The following is a 26456-nucleotide window of genomic DNA, read 5'->3' as shown; positions in this document are numbered from 1 at the left end:
TTCGCCCGGGCCGAGTTCTCGACGAAGGAGTGTTGAATGAGTAGCACGGCGCGCGACCTGCTGCGGATGCCGCTGGCGGAGTTGCAAGCGATGGCGCGGGAGCGGCGGGATCGCACCCGCGGAACCACGGTGACCTACTCGCCCAAGGTCTTCATCCCGCTGACGAAGCTGTGCCGGGACCGCTGCGGGTACTGCACCTTCGCGATGGGGCCGCGGAGCCTACGCGCCCCGTACCTCTCCCGAGAGGAGGTCCTGCGCGTGGCGGTCCAGGGTGCAGAGGTGGGGTGCCACGAGGCGCTGTTCACCCTGGGGGAGCGACCTGAGCTCCGCTATCCGGAAGCAAACCGGTGGCTGGACGACCACGGCTATGAGTCCACTGTGGACTATCTGGCCGCGATGTGCTCGGCGGTCCTCTCCGAGACCGGCCTGCTGCCGCACGTCAACGCCGGGGCGCTGACCGGTCCGGAGATGGCCGCGCTGCGACCGGTGTCCGCCAGCCAGGGCATGATGGTGGAGTCGCTGGTCGAAGACCTGCCGGCGCACCGCGGTGCGCCCGACAAGGCCCCGGCGCGCCGGATCGCGACATTGCGCGAGGCCGGTGAACTCGGGATCCCGTTCACCACCGGCATCCTCATCGGCATCGGGGAACGCGATGACGACTGGATCGCGGCGTTGCAGACGATCGCCGAGATCCACCAGCAGCACGGCCACATCCAGGAAGTGATCGTGCAGAACTTCCTGCCGAAACCGGGCACCGCCATGCGCGACGCGCCGCCGTGCCCCGCCGAGCGGCACCAGCGCGCGATCGCACTGGCGCGCCTCCTGCTTCCGGACGACGTGCACCTGCAAGCACCGCCGAACCTCAGCGACGACCCGGGGGCGCTGCTGGACTGCGGCATTGACGACTGGGGCGGTGTCTCGCCGATCACCTCCGACCACGTCAACCCCGAGCGACCGTGGCCGCACCTGGACCGGCTGACCAGCGTCACCGAGGAACGGGGCCACCGCCTGGTACCCCGCTTGCCCGTCTACCCCAAGTTCGCGGCGGACCCGCAGCGCTGGTTGCACAAGGAACTGCGTTTCCCGGTGCTGGACCGCTCCGACGCCGTCGGGCTGGGCCGGGACGACCCCGGACCAGTGTTCCCGGAGCGGGTGGCCGCGGCCAAGAACGTCGGCGATGGGGCAGAAGTCGTGCTCATCGGGCGGCGCTCGGGCACCTGGGTCAGCGGCGGCACCGTCGATCCGCCGGTATTGGTCCCGGGCTCGCGGGGCGCTGAGCCCACCGCGGCGGTGCGGGAGGTCCTGGACGGGCACGCCTCGGGGCAGGAGCTGGAGGTCGACCAGCTCGTCACCCTGCTCACCGCTCGCGGACCGGATGTCGCCGCGGTCGCCGAGTACGCCGACCACCTCCGCGCCGAAGCGGTCGGCGACGACGTCACCTACGTGCGCAACCGGAACATCAACTACACCAACGTGTGCACGTTCCGTTGCCGCTTCTGTGGATTCGCCAAAGGACAGTCGTCGCTGAACCTGCGCGGGAAGCCCTACCTGCTCGGCCTGGACGACATCGCCGAACGCACCCGGGAAGCATGGCAGGGCGGAGCCACCGAGGTCTGCCTGCAGGGCGGCATCCACCCCAAGTTCGACGGTGACTACTACATCGACGTCGCCCGCGCGGTGAAGGAAGCGGTGCCGGACATCCACGTGCACGGCTTCACCGCCCTGGAGGTCTTCGAAGGCGCTCGCCGACTCGACGAGCCGCTGCGCGACTACCTGCGCAGGCTGGCGGACGCGGGATTGCGCTCGCTGCCGGGAACTGCGGCCGAGATCCTCGACGAGCCGGTCCGCCGGCTGCTCTGCCCGGACAAGATCTCCACCGACCAGTGGCTGGAATGCCACGAGACGGCGCACGAGGTGGGCCTGCGTTCCAACGTCACCATGATGTTCGGCGCGATCGAGCAGCCGGTCTCGTGGGCTCGGCACTTCATCGCGACCCGGGACCTCCAGCGTCGGACCGGCGGGTTCACGGAATTCGTCGGGCTCCCGTTCGTTCACATGGCAGCACCCATGTACCTGCGCCGTGAGGCCAGGCGCGGGCCGACCTGGCGGGAAGTGGTCCTGGTGCACGCCGTGGCCCGGATCTTCTACCACGGGTTGATCGACAACGTGCAGGCGTCTTGGGTGAAGCTGGGTGCGCCGGCGCTCCGCCAACTGCTGCAGGCCGGTGTCAACGACCTCGGTGGCACGTTGATGGACGAGAACATCAGCCGCGCCGCGGGGGCCGCACACGGGCAGATGATGAGCGAAACCGATTTCACGGCGCTGCTCGCGCCGTTGGGACGTGACCTGGTGCAGCGCACGACGCTGTACCAGCGGATCCCCACCGGCCTCGCAGTGGGCGCCTGAAACAATACTGGACCGGCTGCGGACCGGGATGATCCGCAGCCGGTCCAGAGCCGGGCCCTACGGTTCGAAGCGGTACCCGACGCCGCGAACGGTCCGGATCCGCCGGGGGCGGGACGCGTCGTCCTCGATCTTGTGCCGCAACCGGTGGATGTGCTCGGTGACCGTGGACTCGGCCTGCCAGTCCGGCGCGGCGTGCCACACTGCCTGCAGCAGTTGCCGTCGGGAGAAGACCTGCCGGGGAGCGGATGCGAGGTGGGCAAGCAGGTCGAACTCCTTCGCCGTGAGCTCCACGACCGCGCCGTTCACGATGACCTCGCGCGTTCCTCCGTCGATGACGAGGCCGTCGAACTCCAGCCGCGATCCGCCGCGCTGGTCGCGGCTGCTCCTGCGGAGCACGGTCCGCACCCTGGCGACGAGTTCGCGCGAGGAGAACGGTTTGGTCACGTAGTCGTCGGCGCCCAGCTCCAGGCCCAGCACCCGGTCGGTCTCCCCGCGCCGCGCGGTGACCAGGATGATCGGGATGTCCCCCTCGCCGCGGAACTGGTGCAACAGGTCCAGGCCGTCGACACCGGGCAGGCCGATGTCGAGCACCACCAGGTCCGTCCGATTCCGCCGCACGTGCTCGAAAGCCGCTCTGCCGTCCCCGGCTTCGCTCACGTCGAACCCGCCTTCGCGAAGGGCTTGGACGGCCAGCCGTCGGATGCGCTCATCGTCATCAACGACCAGCACGGCGTGGCCGGACGCGCGTGTGGGGAACATGTGTGGTGCGGCTCCTTCCAATAGATCGGTGTGCGTCGTGGACCAGTTCTCGTCCGACTGGTCGGGCGTCTTGGGTCAGTTCCCGGGCAGGGGGCAGCGGAGTTCGCGAGCGAGGTCCTGCAACCTGAACGGTTTGCGCAGCAGCCCGGTGAAACCGGCCTCGCGGACGCGCCCGTCGAGGTCCGGATCTGCGCTCCCCGTGCTGGCGAGCATCGGAATCCCGTTGTGGCGCAGCATGTCAGCCAGGGCGAATCCGTCCATTTCGGGCAGTCCGATGTCGACGATGATGACATCGGGCCGGTGCGCGTCGACGGCCTGCTGGGCGCTCGACGGAGCGCCCACGGCGAAGGCTGCGCACCGCAGCGCGGCGAGCTGGCGAACCAGCAGGTCGCGCATCCGGTGATCGTCCTCGATCACGAGCACACGCTTCATCAGGTTGCGTTCGCTTCCCCTGGAACCGGCAGCTTGCGGTCGAAGATCTCCAGCAGCTCGGAAAGGTCGACCGGGATGCGGAGGAAGTGCGGTGCGCCGATGTCGTCGGACAGTGCCGCCGCAGTGGTGTCGGTGAGGCACACCACTGGCTTGTCCGCGGTCAGCGGATGCCGGCGGACGAGGTTCAGGAGGCTGCGCGACCCGTCGGCGTCGTCGAGGTCGATCACCACCAGGTCGGGGTGTTCGAAGCGGAGCAACTCATCGACCTCGCCGTAGAGCTGGTACACGCACCGCAGCCGGATGCGTGGGCGTGCCCGTTGGGCTTCCGCGACGGCCTCGATGCTGTGAAGATCGCTGTGCAGGTACAGCACCACGGGATTCTCACCGCAGCGCTGCGCCGGGACCCACGGCGTGCGCGTTCCTTCGCGCACCTCGTCGTGCCGCGGGAGTTCGACCCAGAACCTGGAGCCGACGTCCGGTTCGCTGTCGGCGGCCATGCTCCCGCCCATCGCGGTGACGAGCTTCTTGGCGACGGCCAGGCCGAGGCCGTGGCCGGGCGGGTCCCCAGGCTGCACACCTGGGCGCTGGAACGGGGTGAAGATGCTGGGGAGGTTGGCCGGTGCGATGCCGCGCCCGGTGTCCTCGACGGTGAGCCGGGTGAACTCGCCGGCCGGCTCGATCCGCACCGTCACCATGCCGCCCGGCCGGTTGTACTTGATCGCGTTGGTCAGCAGGTTCAACAGCACCTGGCGCAAGCGCTGCCGATCGCCGAGGACGACGGATTCGCGGCTCGTGGGCAGCACGCGCAGCGCGACGGTATTGCGTTCGGCCGAGGAGCGCGTGAGCGCCAGGCTGTCGTCGACGACGTCCAGCAGGTCGACCGGTTCGGACTGGATGGGCAGCCGGCCGGCATCCGCGTGTGTCATGCACAGCGTGTCGTCGATCAGCCGTTCCAGGTGCTCCGCAGCGTCCATGATGTGTCGCGCGTAGTCCGCGGCGTCGCCAAGGGGCTGCCCACCCTCGGTGAGCAGTTCGGCGAAGCCGAGCACCGCGGTGATCGGGGTGCGCATCTCGTGGCTCAGTTGGGAGACGAACTCGCTCTTGACGAGGTTGGCGCGTTCGGCCGCTTCGCGTGCCCGGGTCTCCCGTTCGATGCGCAACCGGTCGGTGATGTCGCGGAGTTGGAGGCACACGAACCGGGTGCGGCCCTCGGAGTCCTTGACCGGGGAGATCACCACGGTTGCGGAGTGGAGCGTGCCGTCGGCGTGCCGGTACTCGTGCACCTTGAGGTAGCTCGTCGATGTGCCGGCGACCAGCTTCCGCACGGCGGCGCGCACGTCCGCGGAGCCGCCCCCGCTGATCAGGTCGGACACGTAGGTGCCGTGGAGATCGTCCACGTCGTACCCGGTGTCGGTGCACAGCGCGGCGTTGACGTGGATCAGCCGCCCTTCCCGGTCTCCCAACGCCATGCCGATGGCCGCGTCGGTGAAAGCGCTGCGGAACCGCTCCTCGCTTTCGTGCAGCGCGCTGAACAAGCGGTGGTGCTCGATCGCGACAGCGGCGAGGTGGGTGAACCGCTCGACGACCACCCGCTCCTCGACGCTCGGGCGGTGCGGAGTGTTGTGGTACACCGCGAAAGTGCCGAGGACGTCCGAACTCCGCGGACTCACCACCGGGGACGACCAGCACGCCCGCAAGCCGTGGCGCATCCCGAGGTCTCGGAAAGCGTCCCACCGCTTGTCTTCGAGGATGTCGCTGACGATGACAGGTTTGCCCGCATAAGCAGCGGTTCCGCACGACCCGGCCACGGGGCCGATGGACATGCCGTCGATCTCGGAGACGTAGCTGGCGGGCAGCGTCGGCGCCGCCCCGTGGTAGAGGCGGCAGGTGTCCGAATCGAGCAGGAGTATTGAGCAATGCGTCCCGGGCAGGTGCTCTTCCATTCCGCTGGCAAGCCTGGCCAGTGTCGCGGAGAGTGGTGCTTTCCTGGCGATCAGTTCGAGGACGGCCGATTGGCAGGTCAGCAGGTTGGCCGCATCCAGGTGGTTGGTGTTGCGGAGCGTGATCGAATTCCGCAGTGCTTCGGCGCGTGAGATCGCCTCGACGATCGTGCGGAGTTCTTGCCGCGCGGAGACCGGAAACTGTTCGGATTGGGCCAGCAGTTCGGCCGTGCCAAGCGCCACACCGAGTTCGTTGCCCATGTCGTGGAGCAACTGCCGATGCTCACCGCTGCCATCCGCAGGTGAGTCAGAGTAGCTCGGATGCCGCTGCGAGGCCTTCCTCGTCTTCATCGTTGCTGCTCCCCGATCATTCACACAACGTGACAAGAATGTACCGGCGCGTGGTTTGTTGTCACAACAGGGATCTGTTCAATTACGCTCCGTGTCTTGCGACGTGAAGGTTGGGGCGATGTTGAATTCCGTCCTCAGGCGACAAGAAGCGTTGGCGCACAGGGGCCGGATGGACGAAGTCGAGCGGCGCAGGTACCTGGCGGCCTTGCTGGAATTCTGCGCCGAGCATCGGTTCGAACCGGACAAATCGCTCGAAGGCTGGTTGAATTCCTCAGTCACAACGGGGTGACCATCTTCGGTGATCTCGTCTGCCTGCCAGGTAGGCCGGAGGATTTCCGCGATCAGGGCCCCGGTTCCTCGGCTGAGGTCGTTCGTCCTACTCGGACGGATATGGGCTGGTGAGGATTACCCCTGCGCGGACCGATCCGCCGGTGCGCGGCCGGGCGTTCCGGCGGCGCGGCGGCGGACACTCGGGGCTGCGAGCGAAACCGCCGTCCGCGGCTACCTCGCCGTGGCTGGGACACCGGCCACACCGCTGTTGGTTGTCGCAGGGAGTTCTGACGATGCGCACTTGGAAATCCACTCGGCGATCGAAACTCCGGAAAGGGCAATCGCCCCATTTAGGACTCGTCGTCGGGCGACGAGATTCGATCCTGCACATTCGACACCCCGACGAGTCCGAGGCGGGGCCGGGCGGGGAATTCGACGTGTTGGCGGAGCAGCCCGGCACGGTGGTCGTGGCCGCTACCGAAGGCGCGCTGACCGTCCCGACCATCCCCCGCGCAGTGCGCCAGGCCTGTGCTCAGGCGGTCGAGGAAGCGCTGGATGACGGGCGTGCGGTTCTGCACGTGTGCCTCGCCCTGCCGGCGGCAGCGTCCCCGTCCCCGGCCGATGGGCAGGTCTTCGCCCAACAACTGGCCGAGGAACTCGGTGTCGAAGTGATCGCCACCAACGCCGGCATCGCAACCGGGCCTGCTGGTTCGTTGTTCTCGGGAAGCGATCAGCCAGGGCACGGTTGGTACCGGTTTCGCCGACGCCGACCCGCGGAGTGGATCGGACACCGCTTGCCGGTGCCGGGATGGGAAAAGCTGCTGCCGCGCACCGACATCGCCGAGGGCGAGCTGAGCCTCGTGCCGATCCCCTCCGGGCTGATGGTGCGCAGATCCGATGCGTTGACACCGGGGGCGGTCGAGGAGGCGCGCGGTGTTCCGGCAGACCCCGGCAGACCCCGGCTGGTTCTCGGCCACCCGGCGGATGGTGAGGTCAGCGCGTTGGCGGTCGCCGAGCTCTTGCGGAAGAGCTCGCCGCAGTTCCAGGACTGCGTGCAGCTGGTGCCGACCGACCTGCAGACCTCGTCGGCCCGGTGGAACCAGCGCCTCGCCGACCTGCTCGGTCGCCCAGTGGTCGTGAGCACGGGCATGATCAGCGACGACGGCGCCGGCGGCGCGATCACGGTGGTGCACGACGGGGGCGGCGAACCGACCTGGCAACCGCCCGCGCTCGCTCTGCGTTACTCGCCGGATAAGTCGGCGGAGGTGGTGGAGGCGGCACCGCCCCCGCGCGGCTGGTTGGTCTTCGACCCGGTGCAGTACCGCCAGGCCCCACCACCGGGAGCTGTGGCGGCATCCGGAGGCTGGTTGGCGCGCGTGGTGCCGAGCGGTCTGGCGCTACTACCCATCGGACAGGATCCCGGCGAAGCCGACTCGCTGCCGTTCGAGCCGAACCGCATGACCGTGACGGTGGTCTGCTCCGAGGAACCCGAGGTGTCACCGGTTGGAGCGCTGCGCTCGCTGCTCGACGGGTTGCCAATGAGCAGTCGTGAGCGCATGCGGCTGGTCACCGTCGAATCGGTGCCGCCGAGGCTGGCGGAGGAGATTCGTGAACTCGCCGATGTGTACGGCGCCCAGTTCGAACGCGGCATGTCCGCCGGCCCTGCGATCGGAATCTCGATCGAGCCTGCGGACGGGCAGAGAACCCTTGTGATGGAGCCGGTTTCGCGCAAAGTGGCGGATCCCTCCGGTGCGGATGCCGACGAGCCGGATCCGGGCGAGGCGAAGACACGGATCCTCCCGGTCCCAGGTGCGCCCGTGCTTCGGGAACCGGAAGCCGTTCTTCTCCCAGCGCCGAGGAGTCCTGCCGTTCCGGGTGGAGGCCACGGCTTTTCGGCCGCCGACCGGCAGGAATTCGCACGCTGGTCCGGCAAATACCTCCACGACGCTGTCATGCCGGTGGACGTCAGCATGACGAGCGCCAACGCCCGCATCGACTACGCGGCGGTTCGGCTCTACCTGGGGCGCGGCGAATGGTCGGGCGCTGCGCTGAACAACGCTCTGCGCAGTTCTGGGACGGAAGTCCCGGCCCACTATGTCGGCTGTCTCACGGCAGGTTTGACGCGGTTGCCGAGTTATTGCGGGGTGGTCTTCCTGCGCGTGACCGACCGCGCCGGGCTCGACTTCGCCTATTCGGCGGGCGATGTGCTCACGGAGCCGGCGTTCCTGAGCGCGATGGGAGCCCGAACCCGAGCCGCAGCGGAGGCCTGCGGCGCGGAGTTGGTGATCTGGTCGCGAACTGCGCGTCGCACGGCTGTGGTGAATCCGGATCTGGCCGACGAGGTGGTGTTCCCGGCGGGGAGCAGGTTCAAGGTGCTGGCCGTCGACCCGCCGACCGACGAAAGCTCCCTCGTCGTATTCCTGGTCGAGCTGCCGTCATCCGAGATCGAGGTGCCGGGCGAACCGGACCTGGAGGGGGTGCTGCTCAACGAGCTGCGAGCGGCTCTTCGGCGCGGGCGGCGCGACCACCCGGTCGAGATGACCGAGGCGCAAGCGGAGCGTTGCGACGTCCCGGTCGGTCTGGTGGCGCGCCGTCGAACGGAGGTGGACCACGCGGGCAGGTGAGGCGGTCGGGTGGCGGACGCGGCGAATCCAGTTCACCGCGACCCGTTGCCCGAACCGGTCGGGAAGTCGCCGGTGAGCATCGCTGCAGCCAACTCGACGCGGGAGCGGTAGCCCGACCTCGTGAACATGCGAGAAAGCCTTGCCGCCACGCTTTTCTCACTGGTTCCGAACACGGCGGCCAGCTGTCGGTTGCTCAGCCCTTCGGTTACCAGCACGGCCAGCAGCTGTTCGTTTTCCCGCAGGGTTGCGCTGCGGCCGGGCACGCTCACGTCGTGGTCCTGCATGTGCCGCCGCAGGCGCGCCCGCCACAGCAGGGCCCCCAACTGCCCCAGCAAGCAGTAGGCTTCCAAGAAGAGTTCCTCGGTCCGCAGGCCGGTTTGCGCGATCCGGCTGAATGCGACTGCCCTCTCGAACGGTGACGAACGTTCGCGCGCCAGCGCGATGGCAGCTTCGGCACTGCGCGGATCGCCCACCACGGCGGCACGGGCAACGAGGAGTTCGAGCCGCGCCTTGTCGGTGCCGAGCTTGTCCGCGACCCGGGCGAGCCGTCGAAGGCTGCGTTCGGCCTGCTCGTGCTCGCCATGCCTGGCTTGGTGGTACGCCAGGTCGGCCAGCAGGGTTTCGGTGCCGAACACGACGCCCCCGGCTTCGGCGCGGTGCAGTCCCGATCGCAGCAGGTCATAGGCGGCGTCGCCATCGCCGAGCAGCCGCACCACGGTGGCCTCCGCGTGATCCAGCACGTGCTCCAGTTGGCCGCACCGGGCTTCCGCGGCCAGGTTGCGCGCCCGACCCACCCAGCCTTGGGCCGTCAGCACCTGGATCGCGCCGTGGTGCAAGAACAACCTGCCGACCGGGTCTGCTGCGGGTTCGCCGCCGATGCTGCTCCGGGCGATCCGCATCGCCTGGTCCCAGTTCCCGGCGCGCCATTGCACCTGGAAGCGATCGGTATCGGACAGCCGGAATCCAGCGGAATCCGTTGGTTCAAGTGCTTCCCGAGCGGGCGAACCTCCTACCAACGCGAGCAACGACGAGTGATACGGGGACACTGCGTCGTCGCATTCTGCTCCACACATGACGGTTGCGGTGAAGTCGAAAGAACGCCCCCACCACGCGGCTGACGGGACCACCTCGGTCCACTGCGAGCGGTACTGCCGAAGTTCGGAACCTGCTTCCGCCCAACGGTTCAGCAAGCACAAGGCGATCGCGCGAATCAGCCCGCAGTGCCGTCGGTCCGGCGGAAGCCAGTCGGCGCTGAGATCGATGACCTGTTGCAGTTCGGATTTCTCGCCGCACGAGCCCAATGCGAGGACGCGGTGGAGCGCGAGCCGAACCCATTGCGGCTGCTGAAGCGGTGGCGGTCCAGACTCGAACACCGTCCGCGCACTGCGCTCCGCTTCGGCCATCCGCCCGTGGCGAAAGCAGGCCGCGCAATGCTCGGCCAGCACGGCCGCTCGCTGCCGGCGTGTCGGTGCGAGTGAAGCGGCGGCGGCCAGCCACCGAATGACGCGGGGGTCGTCATCGAAGGATTCGTCGTCGGCGTAGCTCAGCAGCTCACCGATCGACCGCGCGGGGTCTGCGAGAGTGCCCGCTTCCACGAGGAAGTCGGCGAGCACGCCATCGTTGCGCTGCGGGATGTCGCCGGTCCGCAGTGCGTTGACCGCCACCGATGCAAGCAGTCGGCGTTCGAAAGGGCCGACGGCTGCACGCACGGCTTCGCGCGCTGCGGGAAGGAAAAAGCGCCAAGACGGTCGTTCGTGATCTTCGGTGCGCGGTCGTCGGAGCGTGCGGTCGGCCTCCAGGTCCGCGAGGGTTTCCAGCACGCTCTGAGTGCTCGCTTTGAGCGCTCGACCGGTGAGTTCGACGGCGTCCGCACCCAAGCTCTCGTAGGTCGCCATGCATTTGGTGACTCGCCACCGGAACCCGTCGGTGGTCCGCAGCCCGGGCACCGCATTGAGGCTGACCGGCGGCACGCTGCTTCCCCGGCGCAGCACGGCGTGCCGGTCCACGAACCGGATCACACCGGTCTGCCGGCATGCAGCGGCGCTCGCGAGCAGCAGGGCCGGATTGCCGCGGCTGGCGTCGTGCAGGGCTGTGACCACGGATGCATCAGGGACGGCACCGACCACACGGGCCAGCGCAGCCGCGCTTTGCTGCTTCGTGAAGGGGCGGATCGACCGGCTGCGGGCGAGACCACGGCGGAGCAAGCGGTCGAGGGCCCGGGAGTGTGCATCGCGTGTGGGGTCGCGGCGCATGGCGGCGACGATCGTGCATTCCGCGCCGACCAGGTGCTCGGCCAAGACCGAGAGCAGCTCAGCGGATCCGTCATCGGCCCAGTGCGCGTCGTCGACGAGGACCACCAACGGAGCGAGCCGGCGCAGCACCACCGACATCGCTACCGCGAGTTGGTGTTCCGTCGCTGGCCCAGCTATTCTCTCGCCGCTCTTGGCCAATGCCGTCATCACGGATGAGGTCACGGCTCCGTTCTCCGCGGAGGTGACGGCGGCCAACAGGCGATGCGCGGCGCAGAAGGTCGTGAGACGGTCGCCTTCAGCCAACCGCAAGCGCACCAACCTGGGAGACTGCACCCGAACGCTCAAGGCGTCGAGCAGCGCGGAGCTACCGATTCCGGCTGTTCCCAGCAAGGCCATCACCGGCACGGAGTCGTCCGCCACCACGTCCAGCACGACACGCACCAGGTCGTCCCGCCCGACGAGGGACGGACGTTCGTCGGTCACCGCGGAACGGACGACCGGTGTCTGGTCCTGCCGGTTCGCTGCTGTCGTGTACCCAACCAGCACGATCGGTAACTCCTTCCCAGTTGACGGCACGCACACGCTTGCCAGCCCGGGGAGACCCGCGCAGTCGCGAGAATTCTCCCTACCCGAAGCATCGTCGATCTCAGTTCTCCGCCGACACCTGCTGTTGGGGGGTATCAAGACGGGGAGTGTTGCCACGCGTGCGGGTGCCTGCTTCCGTTCTCCCGGAGACGTCCGGATGGCAGTTGGTGGGCGGGTTCGTCGAGCGGGAGGAACGGGACGATGATCCGGGAGAGCGGAGCGGTCGTCGGCCGGGACGGAGAGCGGGCCGCGCTGGCGGAGTACGTTCGCCGGGGCGTCGTCGTGGACGTTCGCGGCGACATCGGGGACGGCAGGACGGCGCTGTTGGACGCGGCTTGCGCGGACTGGGCCCGGGACGGCACTCCTGTCGTCAAGACGACTGCCTGCGGCGTACGGCCGTTGGACACCGTGGATGCGCTGCTCGACACCGTCCGGGAGCAGTTCGACCTGACCGCGAGCCCGCGTCTGCTCGAAAGCATCGCCACCGCAACGAGCCTGCGTTCCCGGTTCCGGACGGGCGGCAACGTGCTGGGGCTCGCCCATGAGGTCGGGCGCGCACTGGCCTGGGCGGTGGGCGGGCAGCGCGGCGGGGTCGCCGTCATCGACGACGTGGACCGGGCCGATGCCGTCTCCAGGACCGCGCTGGCCACGATCGCCGCGACGGTGTGCTCTGCTGGAGCTGCGGTGGTCTTCTCCGCCCGCCGCGGTAGCCCCACTCCGCTGGACGTGCTGGTTTCCGAAACCGTAGAACTCGCACCGCTTTCGGACGCCGACGTCCGCATCATGCTCGCCCGGCGAGTGCCACGGTTCCCGCTTGACGTAGCGGTGGTCGATGCGCTGCGCACGGCACTGGGGCCGCTGTTCCGCAACCCCGGCACTGTCCTGCAGACGCTGTTCGCGCTGTTGGCCGACCAACAGCTGGTAGTGGTCGACGAGCACTGGTGCCTGACCGCCCGGGGCGAGGAGATAGCCCTACCCGTCGATCACTGGTTGCTCCGCCCGTTGCGCCAGGATGCGTTGGCCGCGATGCTCTCGGCGCGGAGCCCCTTCAAGCTGGAGCACCTCGCGGACCTGGCTGACGTGGTGGGAGCGGACCTGGGGGAAACAGGTCTGCTGCTGGACGAACTGGTCGCCACCGGGGTTCTCGATTTCTCCGAATCCGGGAGCTCGGTGTCGTTCGCGGTTCCGGCACTGGCTGCCGCGGCAGGGGCAGTGGCGGACGAGGCGCTCGTCGCCGAATGCCGAGCAGCCCTGCGCGAGCACAGCCCGCGATCGACCTCCCGGGCAGGCCGGTCGGATCGAGCGTTCGTGACTGCACCGTCCCAGCGGGACCCGGGATGGTTGGGAATGCTGCGAGATCACGTGCGGGCGCGGGTCGCGGCGGCGAGGTTCGACGACCTCCACGCCGAATTGCGTCGGTGCTTCCCGGAAATCACCGCAACAGCACCTGATCCGATGCACCCCGATCGCCAGGCGCTGGACGAGATCCTGGCAGCCTGGATCGGTGCGCTGCTGCACGAATGGCGCACGGACTTGCTGCCGGAGGTGGTCGCCGAGCTGCGGTCGGCCGGGGTGGCCTTGCCGGAGGACTTCGCGGAATCCCTCCTGGAAGCCGTTTCCAGGGCGGACTGGCGGACGGCGGCGGCCCGGCTCGAAACGGTGTCGGCGTCCTGCGCCGGCTTCCTCGCGCTGTTGGGAGCGCTCACCGGCGACCACAGGGCGTTCATCGAGGCAACCAGCAGCTGGCCCAGGCTCCGGCGGATGGCCGGCGATGACCTGCGTGAGGTTGTCGCGCACGGCGATCTCGCCACTGTCCTGGAATGCGCGCTCGGCGTCCGGTACGGATCCGTCGAGCACAGCGACGCGTCCGAATACCAGCGGATGCTGCGCGCCTACCACGCGGGAGACCGGGAACGGGCGTTGTCGCTCGCGCGGAGGATGGAAGCGCGTGACCCCGGCCGTCGCAGCTCCCCGTTGCGGCAACTCTCCCGAGTGCTGGCCGGTGAGATCTGCGCCGACGGCGGCGACTTCGGCCGCGCGGCGCAATGGCTGAGGGGATCTTCGCACCGGATGTTCGGCGGCCACCTGGTGAGCTGGGCGCGCTGTGGTCTGCGCTACCGCACGGGCAAGGCCGCGGCAGCGGTCCACCACGGATGGCGGGAGTACCGCGAACACCGCAGCTGGGGACGCACGTCCGGGCTGGAGAAGCTCCTCGGTCGGCTGATCGACTGCTCGACCCGCGAAGGCGATCAGCACATGGCCGAAATCCTGCTCGACGAGCTGGAGGAACTCGACCAGGTGGTCCGGTCGGGATCGACGCGCACCGCCGTGCTGCTCGCGCACGGACTCGTCCGGCGTGACCGCGGCAAGACCGTCGAATGCGTGCGCCTGGCGCGGGAGCGCGAGGACGCGCCTTCGGTGGCGCGGGCCTGCCTGCTGCTGAGCGATCTCAGCGAGGACCCGCAGCCCTGGTTGGCGGAGCTGTACGCGTTGACCAAGCGGCACGGTTCGTCCCGGAGTCGCGCGAACCTGGTCGGCGCGATGCGGCGGCGCGGAATGTGGTTGCCCAGGCAGCGCAGCAGGGACGATTCCTTCGCGCACACCGAGGCCAGGGTGGCGCAGCTGGTCAGTAACGGCTGCACCAATCGGCAGATCGCCGCGGTTCTGGAAGTCAGCGAGAAGACCGTCGAAAGTCATCTGACCAGGATCTTCGCCCGAACCGACTGCCGAACCCGGGTCGAGCTGGCCGCCGCCTGGCTGGAGGGGCGAGTGACGGAGACAACGGCGTGACAACCCGCGCTGCGAGCCAGCCGCGGCAGGAGAAGAGGACCGGCAGATGATCTCGGTTTCCCAGGTGGTGCCGGGCGGTTTCCGCACGGTCTCGCAGGCCGTCAACGCGGCACCCGAGGGCGCGACGATCAGCGTGGCACCCGGTCGCTACCGCGAGAACCTGGTGCTGACCAGGGACGTCACGATCGTGGCCGAGGACGGCCCGGGGACGGTTCTGATCAGTTCCGATGCCGGCGCAGTGCTGGAGGTGGCGGCCGCGGTTGCGCTCAGCGGCGTCGAACTGCAGGGCAGCGACGCCGAACAGGCGCCGGTGGTGGTGGGATCCGGGCGTCTGGTGATGGTGGAATGCGCGGTCCGAGGTGACTCGTGGGCTGCGGCTCACGCCCACGGCAGCGGAAGTCTGGTGCTTCGCGACTCGCATGTCAGCAACCCGGCGGGGGCCGGTGTGGTGGTCACGTCACGGGCCGGGAGTTCGGTGCACAACTCGACCTTCGAGGACCTCGGCACCTCGGCCGTCGTGGTGGCCGATCGCGGTCTGCTGGACGTGCGCGGCAGCACCGTCCGGAAGAGCGGTGGGAACGGCTTCTACCTGAGCGGGAGTGCCGAGTTCACCGCCGTGGATTCCGGGATTGTCGACTGCGGCGACAAACCCGCGGTAGCGGTGGAGAACCACGCCACGGCGGTCCTCCGGCGGATATCGGTTCGCGGGACGGCGGGCCTCGGTTGCTTCCTGAAGACCACCGGCCCAGTCGAACTCACCGAATGCACCGTCGAGGACTCTGCCGCGGAAGCGTTCCTCGTGGAGGGGACCGGTCGTCTCGCGCTGCGGGATTGCGAGGTGCGTCGCAGTGCACGGCACGGCATGCGGTTCTCCGGTGCGGCGACCGCAGCGTTGCAGAACTGTCGAGTGTCTGATGTGGCTGGTGCGGGCGCGGTTGTTGAAGACCGGTCCACTGTGGAATGCGATGGGCTCGAAGTGCGGGCTTGCGGGGAAGACGGTCTCCAGCTGACCTCCAAGCAGGAGTCCGTGTGGCACAGGTTGACAGTCCGCGACTGCGCGCACAACGGCATCGTGGTCCGCGGCGCCGACGTGCGCTTCGAAACGCTCGAGGTCGAACGGGCCCAACGGGCCGCCATGGAACTCGCAGCGGGCGCGCACGTCCTGCTCCGGGGATGCAGCGTGCGGGACGCAGGCGGGGCGGGGGTCACCGTCTCCGACGCGATGCTCACGGTGGAGGAGGGTGATCTGCACGGCTGCGGGGGCGATGGAGTGCTACTCGCCGACGGAGCATCTGGGGTGCTGGTCCGCTGCCGGATTCGGGAAAGCGGCGGCCACGGTGTTCAGGTCGCCGCCACGACGAAGGCGCGTGTGACCGACTGCGAACTCCTGGGCAACGCCGGCGATGGCATCCGAGTCGCCACGGACCGCGAAGTCGTCGTGTGCGACTGCTCGTTGCGCGAGAACGGCGGCGCCGGGCTGCGCCAGCAAGTGGTATCGACATCGATCACGTTCGAGAACACCGAAAGCAGCGGCAACGGCTTCGCGGACGCCTTCGGCACCTCGCAGGCTGCGCCCGCTGCTGTCCCGGTGGAACATGCGGCACCAGGCGGTGGAAAACCGGCTGAGAGGCCGCCGGCGGACGAACTCCAGGCTCTGGTCGGCCTCGAGAACGTCAAGCGCGAAGTGGCCACCTTGGTCAACCTCAACCGGATGGCGAAACTCCGCGAGGAAGCGGGCCTTTCCGCCCCGCCGATGAGCAGGCACCTGGTCTTCGCGGGTGCTCCGGGAACCGGCAAGACCACGGTGGCCCGGCTCTACGGCGCGATCCTGGCCGAGCTCGGGGCGCTCCAGTCCGGTCACCTGGTGGAGGTCGCGAGGGCCGATCTCGTCGCGCAGATAGTTGGTGGGACGGCGATCAAGACGACGGAGGCGTTCCGCGAGGCGATCGGTGGCGTGCTGTTCATCGACGAGGCGTACACGCTGAGCTCGCAGTCGGGTGGCACTGGTCCCGACTTCGGACGCGAAGCGATCGACACCCTGGTCAAGCTCATGGAGGACCACCGCGACGAGGCGGTGGTGATCGTCGCGGGGTACTCCCGGGAGATGGCGGACTTCCTGGCTACCAACCCGGGCCTGGAATCGCGGTTCAGCCGGACAGTCGAGTTCCCCAACTATTCCGCGGAGGAACTGGTGACCATCGTGCGGCAGCAGTGCTCGCGGCACGACTACCAGCTCGACGAACGAGCCGCGGAACTGCTGGTGCGGTATTTCGAAGACATGCCCAAGGACGCCACCTTCGGAAACGGCCGAACGGCGCGGAAGACCTTCGAGCTGATCGTGGACCAGCAGGCATCGCGCCTGGCGGCCGCGCCCTCGGTCGCCACGTCCGACCTGACCCGCCTGCTGCCGGATGACCTCGCCTTCGCGCAGCTAGTCCCGTCTCGCAATGCGCTCGCCGATGAAGGTGGGCGCAGCGTGCATTCTTGAGCGGCAGCGGGCCGGTGGTGCCCATGCTACTGCCGCAACCCACTGATGTGTCCTGAGTTTCGTGGAGTCGGGTTACTGGGTTCTAGGCTACTGTCAGGGTTGTCGGTTGGAGTCGTTCGTACTCGATGGGTGTGAGCATGCCGAGTGCGCTGTCGGCGTTGGCGGTTGTAGAAGATCTCCAGGTAATCGAAGATGGCGTTGGCCAGCTCGATCCGTGTTTTCCACTTCCGAGTTCGGCATGGACCCGGTGAGCTCCGTAGGTTCCGCGGGAGTCGGTGTGGATCTGCAGGATCACGTCGGTCAGCCATGCGTGCCGCAGTGCCCGCGCCGAGGGTGCACGTTGCACCAGGCGTAGTAGCCCGACTCGGATACGCCCAGGACGCGGCAGGTGACCTTGGGCAAACTCACCCCGGTCGAGTTTGAGACCATCTACACCGCCGCTCAAGCGGCCTGAACCCAGTCAACCCCCAGTGACAACCGAACACTGGGCAGACCCCACTGCCCGGGCGTGGAGTTTGGGCGGTTGCTGGTCTTCCGCAGTTTGAGGTCGCCGTAGTTGGCAAGCTGTCCACGATGAGTGGCCCGAAAACGGCGGTGGTGTCAGCGCCGGACTGGACGGCCGATGTTCTCCAGCGGCAGCGAGGTGGTGGCGCAACGCTTGCGGGCCTGGGCGCGCTTGGTTCCCGGGCCCTCGTCGACTGGCCTGGGCCTGACGCGCCTGCGTGGTTGTCGTGTGCCTCGATCAGCCTGCTAATGCGGTCATGCTTGGTTTCTGGGCTGCGCCCGGTGGTCGGCGGCGGTGGTGACGTCCGCGAGGTGCGGCCAGCGGGGTTGATCACCCTTCGGTTCGTCGCCCAGTATCGTCACGCGGTGCCCGATCCTGCGTTCGGTGTAGTCGTTGACGGCGTAGTGCTGGGTGGTCCGGTTGTCCCACAGTGCGATCGCGCCCGGCCTCCAGCTGAACCGGCAGATGTTCTCCGGGCGCTCCGCCACGGTGAAGAGGTGTTCGAGCAGCACGTCGCTCTCCGCGCGGCGCAGCTGGGGGATGTTCATGGTGAACATCCGGTTCACGTACAGCGATCGTCTGCCGGTCACCGGGTGCACGCGCACCACCGGGTGTTCCGCCTCGAAGGAGGTGCCGTTCGGGTGCACGAAGGCGTGCACGGCCGTCAGTCCGCTCAGGAAGTCCCTGAAGGGTGCGGAGAGGGCTTCGTAGGCCAGGTACTGGTTGCTCCACATCGTGTCGCCACCACGTGGCGGGCACTGCACGATCTGCAGGATGGACGCGATCGGAGGTTTCGCCGCGAAGGTCACGTCGGTGTGCCAGACATCGGCCTTCGCGCCCTGATCTGAGTCGAGCACCACGATCTCCTGATGCTCGTCCATCTTGGGCAGGAAGGGATGCACTTCCAGCGCGCCCAGGAAGCGGCCGAAGTTCTTGTGGGCTTCGGGGGAGAGCGGATCGGCGTCCGGGAAGAAGAGCACGAGGTTCTCCATAAGCAGCTCGTGCAGCTGCCCGAAGGATTCCCCGGTCAGCCCCTCCAGATCCAGCCCGCGCACCTCGGCGCCCAGCGCTCCAGAAGCAGGGCGCACGTCAAGGTCGAAGCTGCTGCTCGCCATTCGTCTTCACCTCATTGTTGCTCGATGTCAGCTGTTTTCGGGCATGACGATGCGGATTTGCTTCGTCGGGGATCGGTTTCCGGTGCGGAACCGGAGCGCGCCGTCGCGGTTGTTGACGCGACGGAAGACGGGAAGTAAGGATGGAAATGGCGGTGGTGGTCGGGTATTCAACTCGAGAGGAACTTGATTTCCATGGATTCTGCGGAATCTCAAGAGCGTGCAGTCGATGCGAGTGCTGAGCTTGCTGGACTTATCGATCTGGCAACGCCTTTCGCGATTCGCGTCGCGGTGACGATGCGGCTGCCGGAGCTGGTGTCCAAGGGTGCGACTGAACTCGGCCCACTCGCGGCCGCTGCGGGAGCACATCCGGAATCCCTGGAACGGCTGCTGCGCCACCTGGTCCACATTGGACTGTTCACGGAGGCGGAGCCGGGTGTCTACGGGCTGACGGACTTGTCCCGCCAGCTGCTCTCCGCGGACAGCACGTGGTTCCGGAGCTGGCTCGACGTGGAGGGGCCCGGTGCCCGGATGGACCTGGCCTTCAGCGGCATGCTGCACTCCATCCGCACCGGCGAGTCGTCCTACGGTGCCGTGCACGGTACCCAGTTCTGGGACGACTACCAGCGGAACGACGGCCTGCGGCGCTTCTTCGGCGACGTCATGGCAGCCCACGCCTGGCAGACCGGGCCGGTGCTGGCGGCGGAGTTCGACTGGGAGTCCGTTCAGACCGTCATCGACGTGGGCGGCGGGCAGGGGGCGTTGCTCGCCGAGGTCGTTCGGGCCAATCCGCACCTCCGTGGCGAGGTCCTCGATCTTCCGGCGGTAGCCCCGGAAGCCGACCAGGCCTTGAGCGAGGCGGGCATGGCGGGCACGATCTCCTTCGTGCCCGGCAGTTTCTTCGATCCGCTGCCGCCCGGACGGGACGTCTACGTGGTCTCCCGCGTGCTCACGGACTGGAATGACGAGGACGCGGTGCGGATCTTGCAGCGCTGCGCCGAAGCCGCCGACGACAGCAGCCGGGTGCTGGTCGTGGAAGTCCTCGCCGGCGTCGACCACGCCAAGTACAACACCTCCTTCGACCTGCAGTCCCTGGTCCTGCTGGGCGGCCAGGAACGCAGCGTCGCGGACTTCGAGGCGTTGGTGGACAAGGCCGGGCTGAGCCTGGTCGAGTCCCGCACCTGGCCCGGTGGCCTCGTCGTGGTGGAGTGCGGACTGCCGCGGTGACCCCGGTGCGGCGCCGGTCCTCATGCCCATCGGGGTCGGCGCCGCGCCCGCGGATCTGGTAGCAACCCGAGTTGGCAGAGCCGGTCGAACAGCGAGAGCGGGTGCAGACCGAGACCGGCGAGGTTGTGCATGACGGTGAAGCTGAGTCGCTGGTTGGCACCGGTGTTGCGGAGCGCCCGCTGGCCGAGCGTGCGGCCTACCCGCGACAGCTCGGTCAGCATGCGCGCGGCGTTGTGGCTGATCTTGCCGATCTGGATCAGTTCGGGCATGCGTCGCTCCTGGTACTCGAGCAAGGCCGTGTCGACATCGGATGTTTTGAGGGACGGAGCTCGATCGGCTAGGCACGTGGCCAAGGCGTGAGCGTCGTAGATAGCGCTGTTCATGCCTTGGGCCGCCATCGGATGTACGGAATGTGCAGCCTCGCCGACCAGTGCCATGCCGGGTGCGGACAGCCCGTCGGCGACGAACCGGGCAACCGGCAGCATCTGCCGATCGTCCAAGCTGTTTCGCAACTGGTCCTCGAACGCCGCCAACTCGGGTAGTTCCGCGATCAGCGCGTCTCCCCAGCCTCGCATCGCGTCGTGATCCATGCCGCGCAGTTCGTTCGGTTCTGCCTGGACGTAGAGCCGAACCCGGTCTCCAGGCAACGGATAGCGCATGCGTAGACCGCGGTCGGTGACGTGGGCGGTCACTGCTTTCTCCGCGGCTGGCACATCGGGGATGTCGAGGGCGACCAGCCGGTGCGAGTAGTCCTTCCGATCCGCGCCGATACCGGCAGCACGCCGAAGCCGCGACGAAACGCCGTCGGCCGCGATCACCAGCGGCGCACGAACTTCCCGCTCGGATCCGGCTTCCCGCACGACGAGCCCGGCGACTCGTCCGGCGTCGTTGTGAACAGTCCCGCGCACCGTCACACCCCGGCAGAGCAAGACGTTGTCCGGCAAGCTGTCGATGAGTGCGCTCAGGATCGACTCGTGGTCGGCCGACAGCAGCCAGTTGGTCGTGTCCGGTAGCTGCGCGTAGTCCAGGGACATCCGAGCTTTCCCGCCGTCTCCGCAGGCGACGAGCGCGGAAAGTCGTATCGATCCCCGGTGCTCCAGGAGTTTGGTGACACCCCACGCGTCCAGGATCTTCAACGCCCCGGGCTGCAGCACTTCGCCCTTCGGTACCCGGGGCACCCTTGACTGCTTCTCGAAGACCAGAACCTGCAACCCCAGCGAACTGAGCGCATGCGCGGCTGCCAAGCCTCCCACGCCCGCCCCGCAGACCACGACAGTGCTGTTCATCGCGCCTCCCGCACGGTGTCGCAACAGGACGCTGGCGCATGCAGGGCGAGGCTGACTTGCGGGCCGGAGGGCCACAGCGCAGTGGGGGAGCTCATGTCGGCTGGCCCTCCTTGTCGTCGGCGGCGATTTCGTACTTCGACCGCATCGAGGCCTGGGTCCACAGGCTGAACACCAACATCAGCCCGAGCAGTGGAACGACTGTGGCTGCGGGAACAGTGCGAGCCAGGACAGCACTGGCGAGAACGAGGCGTTCGGCGACCAGGAGCTCGTGCGCTCGCAGCGCGCGGGCCTGAGTCAGCGTTGGCGCCAGGGACAGCAGCGGCAGCACTGCGACCGAACCAACGCAGGCCGCAACGACCAGCAGCACCGGGTAGCCGAGCCGGTGCGGAAGTAGGAGTCCGAGCGCGGCGGTGACGATCGTTGCGGCGTACAGAGCCGCGGCCAGCCGGGTGGCGTGACGAATCCCGCTGCGCACGGGTACCGACCGGTAGCCGGCGGCGCGATCACCGTCCACGTCGCGCAGCGTGCCGACGAGATTGGACGCCGCATCGTGCAGCAGGAAGACCACGGAAAACGCGACTGCCGCCCACCCGGGCAGCGGAGTCACGACCATCGCACCGATCAGGAACGCCAACGCGGTGATCAGGCCGCGTACCAGATTTCCTGAGAAGCCGCGCGCCTTGCAGAACTTGCTGTAGGCCACGATTCCGCTCAGCGCCAGTACGACCAGCAGCAGCGTGCGCCAGTTCGCCCACGCCAGCAGCACTGCCGCGGCGATCGCGAGCCCCGTGCCGCAAGCGAGCGCGGTCCTGGGCGCCAGCCTCCCAGACGGGATCGGGCGCTGCGGTTTCGCAATTCGGTCCAGCTCCCGGTCGAAGTAGTCACCGAGGTAGTGCCCGGCCAACCAGCCGAGTGCGGTCCCGCATCCGGCGATGGCGAACTCGGTGAGTCCGGAAGCGCCGCCGACACCTGCCCCCGCGACGCCTACGAGCACCGGATGGCAAAGCGTGTACGGCCGCCAGATCTGCACGTGCGCCCAAGAGATTCGGCGTGTTGCCGCCCATCGGTCGCGCATCGCTACCGGCTCCGGGCGATGGCCAGATCGGCGATGGTCAGCATCAGGTCGACCGCGGCCGTCCCCGGCAGGTTCGCGATGCTCTCGCGGGCTCTGGTGATCTCCTCGGCGGCGTGCTTCCGACTGAGCTCCAGCGCTCCGGTGGTGATCAGGAGCGTTCGCATGAGCCGGTGCGAATCCGCCGTTGGCATCCGGCCCGACAACGCTTCGGCGAACCGGTTCCGGTCGGCATCCCCTGCGGACTGGTAACCGACGAGCACCGGGAACGTCGGGCGCAGATTGGCCACATCGCTGGTGGCCGGTTTGCCCGTGGTCGGGGCGGCCGCCAGGTACGGCAGCAGGTCGTCGAACATCTGGAAACCCACGCCGAGGTGCTCGGCGTACCGGGTGGTGGCCTCGATGTGTTCGGCGGTTGCACCGCCGAGGATCGCTCCGGCTCGGCAGGCACCCCGGAACAGCGCGCCGGTCTTGAGCGCCACCATTTCCCGGTAGTCGTCGACCGGGCAGTTCAGCTCGCCGACCATTCCGGACTCCCGGACCTGGCCTCGACAGACGTCGGATCCCGCGGTGGCCAGGACCCGGGCGGCCTCGAGCACGGCGGCGGGCTGCACGGCCGTGCATTCGAGGAGCGTGCTGACCATGTTCAAGATCAGGAAGTCGCCAGCGACCAGCGCGTCGGGCACGCCGAAGTGGGTGTGCACGGTGGGCTGGCCCCGGCGCAGCTCGTCGTCGTCGATGATGTCGTCGTGAACCAGCGTCGCCACGTGCAGGTATTCCACCGCCAAGGCGGCGGGGAGCAACCGGGAGCTATCACCGCCGGTGGCCTCTGCTGAAGCGAGCAGCAGCATCGGTCGCAACATCTTGCCGGGTGCCAGAAGCGCGTAGCCGGCCATCTGCTCGGTCCGCTCCGCGACCGTCGACCACCTTCTCCGCATCTCGCAGTTGAGCAGTTCAGTCAGTTCCGGGGAGCTGAATTCGGCTGCTGCTGCGCAGGTTTCGGCTTTGGTCATGTCACGAGCGCTCGGCGGTAACCGACTGCGACACCTGGGCCTCGTCGCCCGGCGGTTCGTCTCCGCTGAGGAAACGCCGGGTCAGTTCGAGCAAGGCGTCGTTGGCCTCGGGCGTGCCGACCGTCACCCGGACCCCGGCGTTGTCGGCGAGCGTCCGCACCTCGACGCCACCAGCCGAGCAGAAGCGCACGAACGAGTCGTTCGCCTCGCCGAGTGGCAGCCAGTGGAAGTTGCCGTGACTGCGGGGCACCGCCAGGCCGAGTGCCCGCAGCTGTGCGTGCACCCGGTCTCGTTCGGCGGCGACCTTCGCGCATCGCTCCCGCATGGCCTCCTCGGCCCGCAGCGCGACGATCGCGGCATCTTGCGACACGGTGCTGACCCGGAAGAAGAACGAGCCGGGCTGGAGTTTCGCGACCACCACCTCGTCCGCGATCAGGTAACCGACCCGGAGCCCGAGCAGCCCGTGGGACTTGGAGAAGGTGCGCACCACGCACACGCGCGGATCCTCATCGGCGAGCCGGACACCGTTGGCGATCGCCGATTGATCGGCGAATTCGGCGTAGGCCTCGTCGATCAGCACGAGGACGTCGTCGGGCAGCCGGTCCAGGAACGCTCGCATCTCGGCTTCGTCGAGCACGGTCCCCGTCGGGTTGTTCGGATTGCACAGCAGCACGACCTTGGTCCGCTCGGTGACTGCGTCGGCCATCGCCGCCAGGTCGTGCATGTGCTCGCGGAGCCCTACCGGTACGGCCTCAGCGCCTGCATTGCGCACCAGCAGCGGGTACATCTCGAACGACGGCCACGCGTGCACGACCTCGCCGCCGCCCGCCAACGCGGTGAGGAATTGCTGCAGGAGCGCTCCTGATCCGGGACCGACGAACACCCGCGCGGAATCCACCCTGAAATGCCCGGCGATGGCCTGCGTCAACCTGGTGGACATTGCGTCGAGCGTCAGGTTGACCCGACTGGCGCCGTCCACAATAGCTTCGTGCACACCTGGTAGCGGTGCCGAGAAGTTCTCGTTCAAGGACAGCTGGTGCCGAGCGGTAGTCACAGGCTGATCTCCGTTCATGACGTGCGCGTGCGTCTGCTGCGCAGATCGGAATCCGATCCGGCTGGGAGCAGCGAAAGGTGAACAGGTTTGACCGGAATGCAGAAGTTGGGATTCGGGTCGGGCAGATCGGAGACTTTCGGTCGACTCGTTGCGAAACCGGCGCGATGGCAGGCAGATTCAGACTGTCTCGTCGACTATTCGAGATAACGATCTTGATTACATCGGCCAGATGTCATCGCGTCAACGAGTCCGAGTGAGGAAGTGCGCGAACGTACGTGGATGTTGCCCGAATGGGCAAAGATTCATCACCGGTGCGGTTCGTCGTGGACGCGTAGCCGGAAGGCCTGGCCGGGTCAGGAGTGGCTGAGTATGGTGAGTCACGCACGAGATCAGTTGACGTGCAACGAATTTCGCTGGATATCGGCTATTGCGGTACCGGCGACGTACCCGGTGGAAAGGCTGTCGCCGCGTTAGCGGTCGTGCTCAGGAGTGCAGATGTCGCCACTCCCAGGAAGTTCACCTCGCGGCCGTGAGGCATCGAATCCCACGACAGGGCTGGAGGAATCCGCATGACGACGGTGCAGGCCGACCCCGATCCGTTTCCGGACGCGCTTGACGAGGCGATCTGCGAGGGGGCGGAGGCGCTGTTCGTCGCTCAGCGGGCTGATGGAGTGTTCGACTACAGCGAGGACAATCTGACCTCGACGCTGGGGACGGTGGGTGCGCTGTCTGCGCTGCATTACGCCGATCGGGATGGCAGCGCCGATCTGATCGCCGCAGGCGCCGGGTGGCTCAGGCGCACCCAGAACACCGACGGCGGCTGGGCGATGGTTCCCGGCCTGGTCAGCGAGGCCGGGCCGACGGCGGTCAGCTCGGCAGTCCTCCACCTGGTCGACCCCGGGGGCAGCTCGGCGTCGGTGCGGGCCGGGCAGCGCTGGATGGCGGACTTCGGCGGCTTGGACGCGATCCCGCACCCCGAAGTGGTCGCGTGGTGCCGTCAGTACTACGGCTTCGTCGGCTGGCTGGCTCCAGAGGAGATGCGCCGCTTCCCACTGGAGGTGGCACTGTGGCCGGGCTTGTACCGCAGGCTGTTCGACCTGCGCATCCCGATGGCGTTCGCGCTCGGCCTCGCCCAGGCCCGGCACAAGCCGCTCACGCGCTTCCAGCGGGTGCTGGCGCGCCTGGGGAAGCCGAACGCGCTGAAGGCGATCCGGCAGGTCTACGAGCACGAGGGCTCGACCGGGGCTTGGTGCGAGAACGCCTGGGTGACCGGTCTCGTCTGCACCGGTCTGGCCCGTGCGGGCCTGGCGCCGGACATGGTCGAAGCCGCAGTCGGCTGGTTCCGCCGGACGATGCACCCCGACGGCTGGTGGCAGACCGGTCCGCTCGACGCGGCGTGGACGATGTATGCCGCGCGCGGCCTCGCCGAGGCCGGTTACGAGGATGACCCGAGGCTGGCTTCGTCGGTCGGGCTGTTCGTCCGCCTCCAACAGCACCGTCCGTTCCTCGCCTTCGGGTGCCCACCGGGCTACTGGGGCTGGGCGGGCACCGAGGGCTGGCCCTCGACCTTGGAAACGGGCGAGATCCTTTCCGTGTTGTGCCGGCTGCCCGGCGAGCACCAGGCGAGTGCGGTCGAGCGGGGCGTTGACTGGCTGACCCGTGTGCAGGACACCCGAGGCTCCTGGGGACTTTGCGTGCGCAACACCAAGGTCGCCAACAGCGGGCCGTGCCCGATGACCACCGTGCAGGCTGTCGATGCGCTGCTCGACGCGGGCGTCCCGGTGGACGACCGCCGGGTGCGTCGTGCGCTGCGCTGGCTCGCCAAGGCCCAGCTGCCGGACGGTGCCTTCGAATCGGTGTGGTACCGGCACCACACGATGGCTACCGCCGCCGTGCTCGAGACCTTCTCCAAAGCCGGTTTGGCGGAGGGTGGGACCGCTCGCCGCGCGAAGGCGTGGTTGGAACGTGCCCGGCTGTCCGACGGTTCGTGGGGTGACGGGCACGATGCGCCCGCCACCGTCGAAGAGACCGGGTGGGCGATCTCGGGTCTGCTCGCCGCGGGAGTCGATCCGGCTGACGTGCGTCCCGGCGTGGACTGGTTGCTGGAGAGACGGACGCCCGGCGGTGGGTGGCCGGCGGAGAGCGTCCACGAGTACGTGCGATACGTGAGCCGGTACAGCAACCCCGCGTTCACCCAGGGCATGGCCCTTCGCGCGCTCGGCCGCTACCGGGATGCGGTGCGCTTATCCCGCGCGTCCGTTTCGGCAGGGCTCTGATCGCGCGATTGCGC

At 68.2% G+C, this 26456-nt stretch carries 16 protein-coding genes and 1 pseudogene; 7 read left to right on the top strand and 10 right to left on the bottom strand.

Features of this window, described 5'->3' with window-relative positions; all coding sequences use genetic code 11:
- Window positions 1-36 precede the first annotated feature (36 nt).
- The gene (gene cofH, locus ACWCO2_RS17485; protein WP_450128758.1) at window positions 37-2406 is read left to right on the top strand and encodes a 5-amino-6-(D-ribitylamino)uracil--L-tyrosine 4-hydroxyphenyl transferase CofH; all 2370 of its coding nucleotides are present in this window, start codon (window positions 37-39) and stop codon (window positions 2404-2406) included.
- Between the two features lie 57 nt (window positions 2407-2463).
- Here cofH and ACWCO2_RS17480 read toward each other — a convergent pair whose 3' ends face one another.
- The 3 genes from ACWCO2_RS17480 to ACWCO2_RS17470 form a co-directional block, all read right to left on the bottom strand.
- Complete coding sequence (locus ACWCO2_RS17480; RefSeq protein ID WP_450128757.1) at window positions 2464-3165, bottom strand: response regulator transcription factor; 702 nt, start codon at window positions 3163-3165, stop codon at window positions 2464-2466.
- 75 nt (window positions 3166-3240) lie between these two features.
- Entirely contained in the window at window positions 3241-3597 is a 357-nt protein-coding gene (locus ACWCO2_RS17475) for a response regulator (protein WP_450128756.1), read from the bottom strand.
- Entirely contained in the window at window positions 3597-5888 is a 2292-nt protein-coding gene (locus tag ACWCO2_RS17470; RefSeq protein ID WP_450128755.1) for an ATP-binding protein, read from the bottom strand. The genes ACWCO2_RS17475 and ACWCO2_RS17470 overlap by 1 nt, the downstream gene beginning before the upstream one ends.
- Window positions 5889-6006: 118 nt before the next feature.
- Here ACWCO2_RS17470 and ACWCO2_RS17465 point away from each other — a divergent pair, with 118 nt between their 5' ends.
- Both ACWCO2_RS17465 and ACWCO2_RS17460 read left to right on the top strand, forming a co-directional pair.
- Entirely contained in the window at window positions 6007-6177 is a 171-nt protein-coding gene (locus ACWCO2_RS17465; protein ID WP_450128754.1) for a hypothetical protein, read from the top strand.
- Between the two features lie 418 nt (window positions 6178-6595).
- Entirely contained in the window at window positions 6596-8782 is a 2187-nt protein-coding gene (locus tag ACWCO2_RS17460; protein ID WP_450128753.1) for a hypothetical protein, read from the top strand.
- A gap of 32 nt (window positions 8783-8814) precedes the next feature.
- Here ACWCO2_RS17460 and ACWCO2_RS17455 read toward each other — a convergent pair whose 3' ends face one another.
- Window positions 8815-11580 carry an AAA family ATPase gene (locus tag ACWCO2_RS17455; protein ID WP_450128752.1) on the bottom strand — a complete coding sequence of 922 codons (2766 nt, stop codon included), beginning with the start codon at window positions 11578-11580 and terminating at the stop codon, window positions 8815-8817.
- A 240-nt stretch (window positions 11581-11820) separates the two neighbouring features.
- On the opposite strand from ACWCO2_RS17455, the gene ACWCO2_RS17450 reads away from it, so the two are divergent.
- Window positions 11821-14409, top strand: coding sequence for a LuxR C-terminal-related transcriptional regulator (locus ACWCO2_RS17450; RefSeq protein ID WP_450128751.1), 2589 nt, complete (start codon window positions 11821-11823; stop codon window positions 14407-14409).
- Window positions 14410-14455: 46 nt separating this feature from the next.
- Entirely contained in the window at window positions 14456-16897 is a 2442-nt protein-coding gene (locus ACWCO2_RS17445; RefSeq protein WP_450128750.1) for a right-handed parallel beta-helix repeat-containing protein, read from the top strand.
- A gap of 82 nt (window positions 16898-16979) precedes the next feature.
- Here the strand turns inward: ACWCO2_RS17445 and ACWCO2_RS17440 are convergent.
- Both ACWCO2_RS17440 and ACWCO2_RS17435 read right to left on the bottom strand, forming a co-directional pair.
- A pseudogene (locus tag ACWCO2_RS17440) lies at window positions 16980-17127 on the bottom strand (IS3 family transposase); the annotation flags it as partial.
- A 529-nt stretch (window positions 17128-17656) separates the two neighbouring features.
- Window positions 17657-18517 (bottom strand): TauD/TfdA dioxygenase family protein, encoded by an 861-nt coding sequence (locus ACWCO2_RS17435; RefSeq protein ID WP_450128749.1) that lies wholly within the window; start codon window positions 18515-18517, stop codon window positions 17657-17659.
- A 192-nt stretch (window positions 18518-18709) separates the two neighbouring features.
- Here ACWCO2_RS17435 and ACWCO2_RS17430 point away from each other — a divergent pair, with 192 nt between their 5' ends.
- Window positions 18710-19741 carry a methyltransferase gene (locus tag ACWCO2_RS17430; RefSeq protein WP_450128748.1) on the top strand — a complete coding sequence of 344 codons (1032 nt, stop codon included), beginning with the start codon at window positions 18710-18712 and terminating at the stop codon, window positions 19739-19741.
- Between the two features lie 20 nt (window positions 19742-19761).
- On the opposite strand, the gene ACWCO2_RS17425 is transcribed toward ACWCO2_RS17430, so the two are convergent.
- From ACWCO2_RS17425 to ACWCO2_RS17410, 4 genes are all read right to left on the bottom strand, one after another.
- Window positions 19762-21027, bottom strand: coding sequence for an FAD-dependent oxidoreductase (locus ACWCO2_RS17425; RefSeq protein WP_450128747.1), 1266 nt, complete (start codon window positions 21025-21027; stop codon window positions 19762-19764).
- Window positions 21028-21118: 91 nt separating this feature from the next.
- Window positions 21119-22021, bottom strand: coding sequence for a UbiA family prenyltransferase (locus ACWCO2_RS17420; RefSeq protein WP_450128746.1), 903 nt, complete (start codon window positions 22019-22021; stop codon window positions 21119-21121).
- Between the two features lie 83 nt (window positions 22022-22104).
- Entirely contained in the window at window positions 22105-23112 is a 1008-nt protein-coding gene (locus tag ACWCO2_RS17415) for a polyprenyl synthetase family protein (protein WP_450128745.1), read from the bottom strand.
- Between the two features lies 1 nt (window position 23113).
- Window positions 23114-24166 (bottom strand): aminotransferase class I/II-fold pyridoxal phosphate-dependent enzyme, encoded by a 1053-nt coding sequence (locus tag ACWCO2_RS17410; RefSeq protein ID WP_450128744.1) that lies wholly within the window; start codon window positions 24164-24166, stop codon window positions 23114-23116.
- A 569-nt stretch (window positions 24167-24735) separates the two neighbouring features.
- On the opposite strand from ACWCO2_RS17410, the gene ACWCO2_RS17405 reads away from it, so the two are divergent.
- Entirely contained in the window at window positions 24736-26442 is a 1707-nt protein-coding gene (locus tag ACWCO2_RS17405) for a prenyltransferase/squalene oxidase repeat-containing protein (protein ID WP_450128743.1), read from the top strand.
- Window positions 26443-26456 lie beyond the last annotated feature (14 nt).

The sequence above is a fragment of the Saccharopolyspora sp. NPDC002376 genome, from assembly GCF_053593195.1.
The sequence above is the reverse complement of the archived record's forward strand: the minus strand, read 5'-3'. Positions and strand labels throughout refer to the sequence as shown.

Excerpts from the sequence above, each read along its gene's own strand:
- ACWCO2_RS17445 (WP_450128750.1), top strand. The coding sequence starts at position 14,456 with ATGATCTCGGTTTCCCAGGTGGTGCCGGGCGGTTTCCGCACGGTCTCG.
- ACWCO2_RS17405 (WP_450128743.1), top strand. The coding sequence starts at position 24,736 with ATGACGACGGTGCAGGCCGACCCCGATCCGTTTCCGGACGCGCTTGAC.
- ACWCO2_RS17415 (WP_450128745.1), bottom strand. The coding sequence starts at position 23,112 with ATGACCAAAGCCGAAACCTGCGCAGCAGCAGCCGAATTCAGCTCCCCG.
- ACWCO2_RS17435 (WP_450128749.1), bottom strand. The coding sequence starts at position 18,517 with ATGGCGAGCAGCAGCTTCGACCTTGACGTGCGCCCTGCTTCTGGAGCG.
- ACWCO2_RS17465 (WP_450128754.1), top strand. The coding sequence starts at position 6,007 with ATGTTGAATTCCGTCCTCAGGCGACAAGAAGCGTTGGCGCACAGGGGC.
- ACWCO2_RS17425 (WP_450128747.1), bottom strand. The coding sequence starts at position 21,027 with ATGAACAGCACTGTCGTGGTCTGCGGGGCGGGCGTGGGAGGCTTGGCA.
- ACWCO2_RS17430 (WP_450128748.1), top strand. The coding sequence starts at position 18,710 with ATGGATTCTGCGGAATCTCAAGAGCGTGCAGTCGATGCGAGTGCTGAG.
- ACWCO2_RS17475 (WP_450128756.1), bottom strand. The coding sequence starts at position 3,597 with ATGAAGCGTGTGCTCGTGATCGAGGACGATCACCGGATGCGCGACCTG.
- ACWCO2_RS17450 (WP_450128751.1), top strand. The coding sequence starts at position 11,821 with ATGATCCGGGAGAGCGGAGCGGTCGTCGGCCGGGACGGAGAGCGGGCC.
- ACWCO2_RS17470 (WP_450128755.1), bottom strand. The coding sequence starts at position 5,888 with ATGAAGACGAGGAAGGCCTCGCAGCGGCATCCGAGCTACTCTGACTCA.
- cofH (WP_450128758.1), top strand. The coding sequence starts at position 37 with ATGAGTAGCACGGCGCGCGACCTGCTGCGGATGCCGCTGGCGGAGTTG.
- ACWCO2_RS17480 (WP_450128757.1), bottom strand. The coding sequence starts at position 3,165 with ATGTTCCCCACACGCGCGTCCGGCCACGCCGTGCTGGTCGTTGATGAC.